The organism is Ruegeria sp. YTSA105, assembly GCF_059610225.1.
On the sequence record NZ_JBXWNE010000017.1, the window covers coordinates 1 to 12,328 of the forward strand.

Annotated in this window: 9 protein-coding genes and 2 tRNA genes; 6 read left to right on the plus strand and 5 right to left on the minus strand. The window is 55.4% G+C overall.

All coding sequences use genetic code 11. The features are described from left to right. Nucleotides 1-252: 252 nt before the first annotated feature. Complete coding sequence (locus AC2FH2_RS17305; protein ID WP_142640206.1) at nt 253-1,188, minus strand: LysR substrate-binding domain-containing protein; 936 nt, start codon at nt 1,186-1,188, stop codon at nt 253-255. 239 nt (nt 1,189-1,427) lie between these two features. On the opposite strand from AC2FH2_RS17305, the gene AC2FH2_RS17310 reads away from it, so the two are divergent. The 5 genes from AC2FH2_RS17310 to AC2FH2_RS17330 all read left to right on the plus strand — a co-directional run bounded on the left by AC2FH2_RS17310 (nt 1,428) and on the right by AC2FH2_RS17330 (nt 8,243). Then, entirely contained in the window at nt 1,428-2,381 is a 954-nt protein-coding gene (locus AC2FH2_RS17310; protein WP_271951752.1) for an ABC transporter substrate-binding protein, read from the plus strand. A gap of 82 nt (nt 2,382-2,463) precedes the next feature. Further along, complete coding sequence (locus AC2FH2_RS17315; protein WP_496714204.1) at nt 2,464-3,492, plus strand: quaternary amine ABC transporter ATP-binding protein; 1,029 nt, start codon at nt 2,464-2,466, stop codon at nt 3,490-3,492. Beyond that, nucleotides 3,492-5,474 carry an ABC transporter permease gene (locus tag AC2FH2_RS17320; protein WP_496751131.1) on the plus strand — a complete coding sequence of 661 codons (1,983 nt, stop codon included), beginning with the start codon at nt 3,492-3,494 and terminating at the stop codon, nt 5,472-5,474. Before AC2FH2_RS17315 ends, AC2FH2_RS17320 begins: the two co-directional genes overlap by 1 nt. 1 nt (nt 5,475) lies before the next feature. Further along, nucleotides 5,476-5,847, plus strand: a complete 372-nt coding sequence (locus tag AC2FH2_RS17325; protein ID WP_142640214.1) for a cupin domain-containing protein — start codon at nt 5,476-5,478, stop codon at nt 5,845-5,847. Further along, the gene (locus AC2FH2_RS17330; RefSeq protein WP_496824566.1) at nt 5,844-8,243 is read left to right on the plus strand and encodes a trimethylamine N-oxide demethylase; all 2,400 of its coding nucleotides are present in this window, start codon (nt 5,844-5,846) and stop codon (nt 8,241-8,243) included. The genes AC2FH2_RS17325 and AC2FH2_RS17330 overlap by 4 nt, the downstream gene beginning before the upstream one ends. 411 nt (nt 8,244-8,654) lie before the next feature. On the opposite strand, the gene arsJ is transcribed toward AC2FH2_RS17330, so the two are convergent. From arsJ to AC2FH2_RS17345, 3 genes are read right to left on the minus strand one after another with little or no spacing between them, the layout of a single operon-like run. After that, the gene (arsJ, locus tag AC2FH2_RS17335) at nt 8,655-9,914 is read right to left on the minus strand and encodes an organoarsenical effux MFS transporter ArsJ (RefSeq protein ID WP_496824568.1); all 1,260 of its coding nucleotides are present in this window, start codon (nt 9,912-9,914) and stop codon (nt 8,655-8,657) included. Next, nucleotides 9,911-10,909 carry an ArsJ-associated glyceraldehyde-3-phosphate dehydrogenase gene (locus tag AC2FH2_RS17340; RefSeq protein ID WP_496729643.1) on the minus strand — a complete coding sequence of 333 codons (999 nt, stop codon included), beginning with the start codon at nt 10,907-10,909 and terminating at the stop codon, nt 9,911-9,913. The genes arsJ and AC2FH2_RS17340 overlap by 4 nt, the downstream gene beginning before the upstream one ends. Next, nucleotides 10,906-11,739, minus strand: coding sequence for an arsenate reductase/protein-tyrosine-phosphatase family protein (locus AC2FH2_RS17345; RefSeq protein ID WP_496694614.1), 834 nt, complete (start codon nt 11,737-11,739; stop codon nt 10,906-10,908). The genes AC2FH2_RS17340 and AC2FH2_RS17345 overlap by 4 nt, the downstream gene beginning before the upstream one ends. Nucleotides 11,740-11,915: 176 nt before the next feature. Between AC2FH2_RS17345 and AC2FH2_RS17350 the strand changes: the two genes are divergently transcribed. After that, nucleotides 11,916-11,991 (plus strand) — tRNA-Thr (locus AC2FH2_RS17350). A gap of 251 nt (nt 11,992-12,242) precedes the next feature. Here AC2FH2_RS17350 and AC2FH2_RS17355 read toward each other — a convergent pair. Next, nucleotides 12,243-12,318: transfer RNA gene (locus AC2FH2_RS17355), tRNA-Lys, on the minus strand. Nucleotides 12,319-12,328: the final 10 nt, after the last annotated feature.

Below are 12,328 nucleotides of genomic sequence, written 5' to 3' on the forward strand. Positions count from 1 at the left end.
CCAATCTCCTGAATCGGCTTCTTCTTCGCCTCACGCGCAATTTCGATGTCAGATTTATAGCTCATTGGGTTTCGGTCTCCCTGCATAAAATAGGCCAATAGTGTTCCAACCAGAACGGCAAGGAGCCGAACCAGATTCGCATATATTTTTCTTTAAAGTAAATATTTATTCCCTAGGGTCAATATGCGAGTTTAACACTCCCTGAAAGTGCTACTCGATTCATCATTAGGAAACAGAGGCTGGCCACAGCGATCAGGCGTATCTTTTCCGACCCGCGCTGAGACCAAGCAACCAATCTTCAACGATGCGCTGCTCTGGGAAAGCTTTGTGAAGAGGCCTTTTTAACAGGTAGTATCCGGACTGTGTTCGCACTGATGCGCCCTGAACCGGTCTGACCAAGGTGCCGCTTTCAAGCAATGGGTCAACAAGATGGGCCCAACCCAATGCAATTCCCAGTCCATCGACAGCTGCTTGCACTGACAACGGATAGGTATTGAACTCCACTGCCTGTTCCATCGAGGACGTCGATACCCCATTGCCACTGAACCAAGTGCGCCATGTCATCCACTCTGCATGACCACTGGCGACTTCAATAAGGTCCAGTTCCGGCAGCGCAGATATATCTGCCGCTTTGGGGTTGCTCTTGAGATACTCTGGGCTGCAGACCGGAAATACGGTTTCTCCGAACAAAAGCTGTGCCTCGTATCCCGGCCAATCGCCATCTCCACGCAGGATCGTCAAGTCCATCGAATCCGACAGGCACTCTGCGTCGCTGTCAGAAGAGACCAGCGAAATACGGATGCGGCCATTTGATTTGTTGAACTTGCGAAGTTGCGGCATCAGCCAAAGAGACGCGACAGAGTTGGTGGCGGAGATCGATACCGTGTTGGCCTGATGTTTGGCCAGCATATCCCGGCTGACATCCCGCATCAGGTCCAGCGACTTCTCCACGGTTGCCAGCAGGATGGCCCCTTGTTGGGTAAGCGAAACAGATCGGTGCCCTCGCACAAACAACGGCACATCATAGTGTTGCTCTAGCAACCGCACTTTGCGGCTGATCGCCGTTTCAGAGATGTTCAGAACCTTACTGGCCTGCGCAAAGCTCTGCGCCTTTGCGGCAGCTTCAAACGCCAACAAATAGTCGAGCGGCGGAAGGACTTTCCCTGTGACTGAAGTTTTCTTTGGCATTTCAGAGCGGATTCCCGAACTGGACGTTATAGCGATCGAAAAACATTTGGCCTCATCTGCGGGCAATCGATCAGGCAACTAATTGTTAAGATAGCAAAAAGTCGGGTTAGCCTCAAGAATTTATGGTCAAAGACCCTCAAATTTCTGTTCTGCGTCTGGGGCGATTCTGCGCAGAATGCACAAATTCGGGGCCGGAAGAGTCCACAACCTAAAAAATGAACATCACTCAGGGAGCAAACATGAAACTTACAAACCTCCTTTCTGCTGCAACTTTGGCAGCAGTTGCGGGAACAGGGGCGACTGCAGAAGACAGCAGCGACCCGATCGTGATCCCAATTCACAATTGGTCCAGCCAGATCGTGATGTCGAACGTTGTCGGCCTGATCTTTGAAGAGATGGGCAACAACGTCGAATACGTCACCACCGACAGCCAGGCGGTCTATGAATCGGTGCGCCTGGGCGATGTGGCGTTGGAGATGGAAGTCTGGGAAGGCGCGTTTGGCGCGTCCTACAGGGCGGCATTGGAAAAAGGTGGCCTGCATGACGCAGGCGATCATGACGCCGTTACACGTGAGGATTGGTGGTATCCCATGTGGACCAAGGAATCCTGCCCGGGCCTGCCAGATTGGAATGCATTGAACGACTGCGCACACCTGTTCGCGACAGCCGAAACCGGCGACAAGGGTCGGTATCTGGATGGTCCAGTTGACTGGTTGAAGCATGGTAAAGAACGCGCCGAAGCACTTGATCTGAACTTTACCGTGATCAATGCGGGTTCCGCCGCAGCCCTTTGGGCCGAGATAGGCGCGGCTGAGGCCGACAAAACACCGGTACTGGTTTTTAACTGGACGCCAAACTTTGCCGAAGCCGTCTGGCCTGGTGAGTTCGTTGAGTTCCCAGCATGGGAAGACGGATGCGACAAAGACCCAGCCAAGGGTCCTAACCCGAATGCGTTGTATGATTGCGGCAACCCCGCCAAAGGTTACCTGAAAAAGGCAGCCTGGGATGGTATGAAAGACAAATGGCCGGCCGCGTATTGCGCCCTGACAGAGATTTCTTTCACCAATCCGCAGATTGCTGAGATGGCGAAGCTGGTCGATACTGATGAGCTTGAACCGGAAGAAGCCGCCGAAGAATGGCTGGACGCCAACCGCGCTGTCGTCGATCCTTGGATCAGTTCCTGCAGCTCATAATCCGGCTACATCCACCGAAACTGGCGCGGCCTTGACCATCTGATCGATGCAAGGCCGCGCTCAACAAGAAAGTTAGGCAGCCATGTCCGCCACAGCGCCTGTCATCTCAGCCAAAAATGTATGGAAACTGTTTGGGCCCTCGCCAGAGAGCTACCTGAAGTCCATGCCCGCTGGCCGCGGTTTTGATGAAATCCGTGCAGATGGGTATATCGCCGGTGTCAAGGATGTCTCGATTGAGGTTGGCCGTGGCGAAATGCTGGTCATCATGGGTTTGTCAGGGTCAGGCAAGTCGACGCTGGTACGTTGTTTTTCGCGCCTGCACGACATTACAGGCGGAACGATTGAGATTGACGGTCAGGACATCATGAGCCTGAGCGAGCGCGATCTGATTGAATTGCGCAGAAACAAGATGGGCATGGTGTTTCAGTCTTTCGGACTGCTGCCACATCGCACGGTTTTGGACAACGTGGCCTTTCCGTTGGAAATGCGCGGACAAGATCGTCATGATCGGCGCGAACGCGCGCTGGAAGTCATCAAGTTGGTGGGCCTTGAAGGTCGGGAAGAATACTTCCCACGGGAATTGAGCGGCGGCCAACAGCAAAGAGTCGGAATCGCCCGGTCGCTCGCCATTGAACCCGATATCTGGTTTCTGGACGAGCCATTCTCGGCGCTTGATCCACTGATCCGCCGCGAAATGCAGGATGAATTCCTGCGATTGCAAGAGATGCTGGGCAAAACCATCGTTTTCATCACGCATGATTTTGACGAAGCGCTACGTCTGGCAGACCGGATTGCAATCATGCGCAACGGCGCGGTCGAACAATGTGACACCCCCGACAAGATTGTGATGAACCCTGCCACCGAGTACGTGGCCAAGTTTACCGAAGATGTCGACAAGGCCCGGGTCGTACATGCCAAAGGCCTGGCAAAACCTGTGAACGGTCATGCCTTGGAGGGCGCACCAATCAATGGTGGATCAACCATTCACGAACTGGCGCGGGTTCTTGTCAACGATAACCGCATTCTTTTGCCGGTGGCGGATGACAATGGCGTTGTCACCGGTGTTCTGGAACGTGACGCCGCATTGAATGTTCTGCTTGGAGCTGAATGATGGCGGCGCTGTCCACCGAAGTACCGGACACTTCAGACGGGACGTGGGGAAAAACCAGAGTCCTGACTACACTTCTGGCCGCCGCCTTCGTGCTGATCGTTGCCAAAGCTGTCGGAGTTCTTCCCGAATGGCTAAACCGCATCCCCGAAGCCGCGATTCCGCCGACGGCGCAGGTTCTGGATGCAGTCTTCTACTTTATCCAAAATGATCTTGGCCTGATCTATGTCACACGATTTATCGCCGAAGGTCCGCTTGAGTTCCTGCTGGATACGTCAGCGAACCTTCTGGAAGGCAAGCGCCGTTGGCCCAATCTAGGTCCGATCCCATGGTCCGCAATCGCCGCAGTGGCAGCCGTCGTCGGCTACGCCGTAGGTGGTTGGCGTCTGGCCGCATTAGGCGCGGGAACCTTCATCTGGACGGCCGCGATCGGGCAGTGGAAGATCGCCATGCAGACGATGTCTGTCATCGTGGTTGCCGCACCGCTGGCGTTTCTTTTGGGCTTGATACTGGGCATCGCCGCCTGGAAATACAGCTGGTTCGAGCGGATGCTGAAACCCATGCTGTCCGTGCTGCAAACCCTGCCCTTCTTTACGTATCTCTTGCCAGCAGTGATCTTTTTTAAGGTCGGACCGACAGCTGGGGCCGTCGCAACAATTACTTTTGCCATCCCGCCGATGATCCTGATGACCACTCTGGGCTTGAAAAAAGTCAGCCCCGAAGTGATCGAAGCAGGCCAGATGTCTGGATGTACCAAATGGCAGATGTTGCGCCACGTCTACGTTCCAGCCGCGCGGACCGAGGTTCTGGTCGGCGTCAATCAGGTGATCATGTTGTGTCTTGCGATGGTTGTTCTGACCGCCTTTATCGGAATGCCCGGTCTTGGCGCGAAACTGCTGGCGATGATGGGTAGTTTCAAGCTGGGCCGTTCTTTCGAGATTGGCGTAACCATCGTCCTTCTGGCTGTCACGTTGGATCGGATGTCAAAGGCCTGGGTCGTCAAACAGCCAGTGCACTTCGAACGCGGCACCCCGTGGTGGAAGCGCCACCAGATTTCGCTGGTCGCACTGGGTCTGTTTGTTGGGTTCACTCTGCTGTCTCAGGTCTTCCCGATCCTGGCCGAAATTGGCCGCAAGCAGCATCTCAGCCAGGGCAAAGAAATCGACGTGGTTATCAAGTCGTTCCTGGCCATCGACATGATCAAAGGGACAACCGAATGGTTACGCTGGTTTCTGAACGTCAAGGTTCTGATTCCATTCCGGAATACGCTACTCGCCATTCCAACTCCCGCGTTCATCCTGCTGGTTGTTTCCTTTGCTTATTGGGTTGGTGGCCGAAAGCCCGGCATCTACGCAGCAGTCTTCTTTACGATTGTCGCGTTCTCGGGCTGGTGGGATCGGTCGGTTATCACTTTGTATACAGTGATCTCGGCCGTTGCGCTGGCAACCATGATCGGCATCCCCCTGGGCGTTGTCGCAGCACGGTCCGCGCGTTGGTCCAAGAGCATTTTGCTGGCTTGCGACACTGCGCAAACCTTCCCCAGCTTCATTTACTTGATCCCTGCGATCATGTTGTTCGGGGTCAATGATGTCGCGGTTGTGTTCTCGATTCTGATCTTCGCCGCCGTCCCGCTGATCCGGTACACTATTATTGGCCTCAGCAACGTGCCGCCGGAAATGACCGAGGCAGCAGATATGTCCGGCTCGACCCGCCGGCAAAAACTTATGTCGGTTCAGTTCCCTCTGGCGCTGCCAACTATGGCGGTCGGGTTTAATCAAGCCATCATGTTCGCCTTCTTCATGGTCATTATCGCGGCCTTCATTGGAACGCAGGATCTGGGGCAAGAACTTCAACGAACTCTGGCAGGTACCGAACTGGGCAAGAACTTTGTGCTCGGCATGAATGTCTCGCTGATGGCGCTTACCTTCGACATGGCGATCAGCAGCTGGGCTGATCAGCGCAAAAAGCGGTTGGGGCTCGACTAAGATGGCCCAACAGCAGAGCGCACGCACCGTTATCCGCTTCGATGACCCCGGATTTGTCCGGATGCGGATGGACGGCCTGCCCGATGCGCAGGTCTGGTGGAAGAATATCAGTTTCGATGAAGAAACCGGACAAGGCAGCTATCTGATGAAGATGGCGCCAGGCACACGTTCGAACCCTCATGTCCATTACGGGCCGGAAGAGTTCTTTGTGCTTGAGGGCGATCTGACCGACCACGACGGGTTTCGATATCGCAGCGGCGATTTTGTCAGCCTTGCTGCCGGGTTCAGCCACTATTCGCGAACCGAGGCGGGATGCCTCTTGGTGGTTACCCATCGTGGTGCAACCGAAGCCATTCAGGAAAACACACTATGAATGTGAAGCCGGTCTTCGAAGTTCCATTCGAACGCAGCGGGGTTCTGGCCCCCGGCCTTCCGATCCTGCCGCATGGAACGGAACGCCACCCGATCCCCGGAATGGGGTCGCGCGCGGTACCGGTGTCCAAGGGCGATACCATCACGCTGCTGGACCGCGATGGGATGCAACCGGCTGAGATGGTCTTCTTTTCTCCTGACCGAAGCTCCGATGCAGCCATGCTGGGCACACAGGGGCATGGACGGCCCGAAGGTTTGATCGCAACCCTCGCAAATGGATCAGCATCTGGCAAAAAAGTTCTGCGTGCATTGGAAATCGCGGGCTTCGACATCGGAAAAGGTGACGCAATCCGGGCATTCGCTGGCGGTTCACGCCCGGGCGACATGGTGCATTTCGTGGCGGAAAGCGATGGTCTTTTGATTGTCGCTGCACCAGGCAAGGCTATGCGCCCCGAGGACAACAACCCTCCTACGGATATCATCTTGTACATCCAGCGCTCAGCGCCCGGATTGGAAAAGCCCGATGTCGGACCACCCGATCCGCTGGCCGATCCGCTTAAGGATTTCAATATTCAGCCGGGAAATGCGCACTCATACGAAGTGAAGGCCGGTGAATTCATCCAGATCGTCGATATTCGTGGCCGAGAGTGTTCCGATTTTCAGGCATTCAGCCGCCGCGCACTGGATCAGGGGATCGAACGCGAGATTGATCCCACAACAACGCGTAGCCTGATGGGCAGCTTGTATCCGAAACCGGGGATTTTTTCGAAGTATTGGTCAGTAGATCAGGAACCGCTGATAGAGATCGTACAGGATACGTGCGGACGCCATGACACGTTTGGCCTTGCCTGTACGGCGCGGTATTATGAAGATCTCGGTTACCCCGGCCACGTGAACTGCTCGGACAATATCAATAAAGACTTGGATCAGTATGGCATCAAACCACGTGGTGGTTGGCCTGCGATCAACTTCTTTTTCAACACGATGCTAGACGACACCAACGCCATTGGCATGGACGACCCCTGGTCGCGCCCCGGTGACTTCGTCTTGTTGCGCGCGCTGACCGATCTGGTCTGCGTCAGCACCGGCTGTCCCTGCGACATTGATCCAGCAAATGGCTGGAATCCAACCGATATTCAGGTGCGAACTTACAAGGCGACCGAGGATTTCAAAAGATCCTACGGCTATAGAAAATCTGCGGAGGCGGATGTGGAAGAAACCAAGAAAACTGCGTTTCACGACTGCTTTGCACGGCACACCCGTGATTTCGTCGAATATAACGGCTATTGGCTGCCCAACACGATGACCAATCATGGCGCGATTGCCGAATATTGGGCTTGCCGGGACAAGGTTGCTGTCATGGACCTCAGCCCGCTGCGCAAATACGAAGTCGTGGGACCTGACGCCGAAGAACTGATGCAGCTTTGCGTGACCCGCAACATGAAAAAGCTGAGCGTTGGTCAGGTCGTTTATACGGCCATGTGCTACGAGCACGGCGGTATGATCGACGATGGCACCGTCTACCGGTTGGGTGAGACGAACTTCCGCTGGATCGGTGGGAATGACACCAGCGGGTTGTGGCTGCAGGAACAGGCGCTCAAACGCAATATGAATGTCTGGGTGCGCAACTCTACGGACCAGTTGCACAACATTGCAGTTCAGGGGCGGCATAGCCGCGACATACTTTCCAAGATATTCTGGACACCGCCTCAGCAACCAACGATCGACGAACTGCCGTGGTTCCGGCTTTCGGTCGCGCGGGTTGGTGATGTGCAGGGGACTTCTGTTGTAATTTCTCGGACCGGCTATTCCGGAGAGCTTGGGTATGAAATCTTCTGCCATCCCAAGGATGCCGTCGAAATCTTTGATCGTGTCTGGGAGGTGGGGCAAGGGTATGGCATTGCGCCTCTGGGCCTGGCCGCATTGGACATGTTGCGGATCGAGGGCGGTCTGATCTTTGCCGGGTCAGAATTCGACGATCAGACCGATCCGTTCGAGGCCGGCATCGGCTTTACTGTGCCGCTGAAATCAAAGACCGACGACTTCATCGGGCGGGCGGCGATAGAGGAGCGCAAGGCCCACCCACACCGCAAACTGGTTGGATTTGAGATCGAAGGGGGTACTGTCCCCTCACCCGGTGACTGCGTGCGCGTTGGGAAAGCGCAGGTCGGAGAGATTACCAGCGCGATGAAATCACCCATCCTCAGCAAGGTCATCGCTTTGGGTCGGGTTTCGGTTACCCATGCCATCGTTGGAGCGGACATCGAAATCGGGCAGCTGGACGGCCAACAAAAGCGGTTGAAAGCCAAGATCGTGCCATTCCCGCATTTCGATCCAACAAAGGAACGTGTGAAGGGAATGTACGCAGAAGCGACGGTTCCGAACGCTGCAGAATAGCCACGGTGGTGTGACATTAACTTCTACCCGACCAAGGAATGCTGATGCTCGGACCTCATGCAACTCGAGTGGTGGCTTTCCAGGTCAAATGCCTCTGGGCAGTGATATCGGATTGTTAAGACTGAGCGGTCGGCCACGAACCACTGCAAGCCTTATTGCTTGGGTACCAATCAAAATAGTCTTTTGCTTCAGTGAGCTTTCGAACGCGTGGCATTGCGCGCTTCCCGAGTGTGCCACTGAGATTTTGAAACAACAAATTGGATCCGCTGAAATGCCCTGCGGCATCGCCAACAAAGCGTTTCTACCGGATAGCGTAACATGTAGGGGCTAATTCCACTTGTCCCGTCACAGAATTCATCCGCAAATATAATGACGTCCATGCCGCATTCGCGAGCAAGCTTGGTGAGAATGCTAACCCACCGCCAAACGGTCCTGCATCCTGTCCGAGGCCATCGCGGACAGAGCGACCATTGTTGCGGCTGTTCCCAGAACCATTGCCAAACCACCGATCTGGTAAGTGAGGCCAGACAGCACTGTGCCCAGCAATCGGCCGGCCGCGTTGGCCATGTAATAGAAACCGACATCCATCGTGACCCGCTCGGCCTGAGATAAGGACAGGATCAGATAGGAGTGCAGCGAGGAGTTCACGGCAAAGATCACTCCAAAGATCAGCAAGCCGATCACCAGCGTAATGGTCAGCCAAGTGGCGGGCCCCGAGGACAAAGCCACAGCGACGGTCAGGGCGGCAGGCACGCAGAACAGGGTTACGGCCCAATCGCGTGCGGCGCGGATTAATTGGGGCTCGGACCGGTCAGAGGCGCGCAGGATCTTTGGGGCGCTGGCCTGAACTGCGCCGTATAGGATGATCCAGGCCGCCATGAATGTCCCGATCATGAAAAAGGCCGCTCGGTTCCCGGTTTCGGACCCGTCGGACAATACCGCATAGAAATAGATCGGAATCCCGACCACAAACCACACATCGCGCGCGCCAAACAGAAACATGCGGGACAGGCACAGCCAGTTGATATTGGGGGATTTCGAAAAAACCTCAGAGAATTTTGCGCCTTTACGCCCTTTGGGCAGGCCCGGCGGCATGAACAAAATCACCGAAATCAAGATGACGCCCAGAACGCTGGCCATGGCCAGGACAGCCCAGTTAAAGCCAAACGTTGCCAACAGACCTGCGCCCAGCAAAAAGCCCAACCCCTTTACGGCATTCTTGGACCCCGTCAGAAGGGCCACCCAACGAAACAGGCCACCATCCTCGGTCGGAGCCAGCAGTTTCACAGCGGATTTCGATGACATCTTGGCCAGATCCTTGGCCACGCCGCTGGCACCCTGAACGATCATGACAAAGGCCACTTTGGCAGGAATTGCCCAATTAGGGTCTAGTTGAGTCAGCAACAGCAGCGCCCCCACCTGCAGGCCAAGCCCCGCATAAAGTGTCGAGGTCAACCCAAACCGAGCCGCTAGCCAGCCCGCCGCCAGATTGGTGCCGATGCCGGCGATTTCATACAGTACAAACAGATAAGCCAGCTGGACCGGAGAGAAGCCCATCGTATGAAAATGCAGCAGCACCAGCATACGGAGTGCGCCGTCGGTCAGCATGAATGCCCAATAGGCCGCCGTGACCGCGATATAGGCGGACAACCCTTCGGGCTTCTGGGTCACAGGGCTGCTCCGACCATCAGGGCGACGTCGACCAGACGGTGCGCGTATCCCATCTCATTGTCATACCAGGCGTAGATCTTCACCTGTGTGCCATTCACCACCATGGTCGACGGGGCATCGATGATCGAGGAGCGCGGGTCATTGGTATAGTCTGTCGAGACCAGAGGGCGGGTCTCATAACCCAGAATACCCTTCAAATCTCCATCGGCGGCTTCTTTGAAAAACGCGTTGACCTCTTCGACGGTTGTTTCCCGCTCCACTTCGAACACGCAATCGGTCAGCGAGGCATTCAGCAGCGGCACCCGGACCGCGTGGCCGTTCAACCGGCCTGTCAGCTCGGGGTAGATCAAGGTGATTGCCGTGGCCGAGCCGGTGGTGGTTGGGATCAGCGAATTCAGAGCCGAGCGCGCGCGGCGCAGGTCTTTGGCGGGTCGGTCCACGATGGTCTGCGTATTCGTCACATCATGGATCGTGGTCATCGACCCGTGCCGAACGCCCAGATTTTCGTGGATCACCTTGACCACCGGCGCCAGGCAGTTGGTGGTGCAAGAGGCAGCCGTCACGATGTGATGCGCGCTCGGATCATATGTGCCTTCGTTCACGCCCATCACGATATTGGCGGTCGGGCCATCCTTGACCGGTGCCGAGACGACAACCTTCCTGACGCCTGCATCAAAATATGGCGCCAGCTTGGTCTCGGTTTTGAAGGCGCCAGTGCAGTCAATCACCACGTCGACCCCATCCAGTGGCAGCGCGTTCAGGTCGCGGGTACCGACAAACGGCAAGCGCATACCCTCTATGGTGACGCTGTCTTTGTCATAGTCAAAATCTGCTTCCCAGCGTCCATGAACCGTATCAAATTCCAGCAAATGTGCGTGCATTTCAGGATCACCGATCCCGTCATTGATCCAGGCGATCTTTGCGCCTTTCTCCAATAGTGGTTTCAGGGCCAGCTTGCCCATCCGGCCAAGGCCATTCACAGCGTAGGTTGTCATGTCATGTCCTCGTCAGATGTTCTGGCAATATCGTCGACAGCAGATTGCAAGGCGATCCGGTCGAGGCTTTCGACCGGCAGCGAGGTAAAGGCCTCGATCCTGCGCCTGAGCGAACCATAGGCGTTCTGGAAGGCCAGGCTTTTTTCAGCCTTCGTGCCTGTCGCCATGACCGGGTCGACCACGCCCCAGTGACCGCTGATCGGCTGGCCATCCCAGGCCGGGCATTCCTCATTCGCGGCCTGATTGCAGACGGTAAAGACAAAATCCATCTCGGGCACGTCAGAGGTGGCAAATTCTGACATATGTTTCGAGCGCAGAGCCGAAACGTCATGCCCTTTGTCCTTAAGGACCTGCACCGCTATAGGGTTGAGCCCGGATGAAGGCTGCGTTCCCGCAGAATATGCGTTGAAACGCTCACCCGCCAGCGCGCGAAGGATAGATTCAGCAAATATCGAACGGGCGGAATTGCCAACGCACAGGAAAAGAACGTTATATTTTCGGTCCGCTGATCTGTCGCTTTCCCAGCCTGACGGGATACAGATTTCGGGGCGTCCGCGGCAGCAATCGTTCAGTAGGTAATCCAGCATCTGCTGCACATTCTGCATCTCGATCGAGTAGAGCAAAGAGGTACCAGACCGATTCTGCCGGACCAGCCCTGCCTGTCGCAACGCGTTCAGATAGTTCGATAATGTGTTGGGCTTGATCCCCAGCCCCAAGGCAAGCTCTCCGGCCGGGACAGCGTCAGGAAAGCGTCGCATCAACATGCGAAACACTGAAAGCCGTTGCGGGTGACCCAAAGTCGCCAGTTGTTCTGTTGCTGTAATTTCCATATTTCATGAAATATCGAAATATATAACTGCAGTCAACCCGGTTCCGATTTCCAGTGCGCGCCGGACCCTCAAAGAACGGTGATAACGAAATGCGGAAACAGGTGCTTCTAAGGTCATGAAACCCGGGATTTCACCGCTTGCAAGCACCTGCACGAGGGTTTAAACGAGCCTCGCTTGCCTCAATAGCTCAGCTGGTAGAGCAGGTCCTTCGTAAGGACAAGGTCGGGGGTTCGAGTCCCTCTTGAGGCACCATTTACTTTCAGAGGTCAGCAGAAATCGCAACCACTTGAACGTAAAGTGATTTCCGCACTTCGAAGGGCTTTGTCTCGTCAACTTGCCGTTTGGTTTCTCACACCCGTTATTGGACGAAGGTGACATCGAAGAAGCCATCGCCGATCAGCTACAATCGCCACGGATCTCCTCGGCAGATCATCGCACATGCGGTGTTGTTATACGTTCGTATCAATCTGATCCTGCGTAACGCGTTGGTGCTATGTAAAAAGTGGTGAGCCGTGCAGGATTCGAACCTGCGACCCACTGATTAAAAGTCAGTTGCTCTACCAACTGAGCTAACGGCCCACTCTTTTGT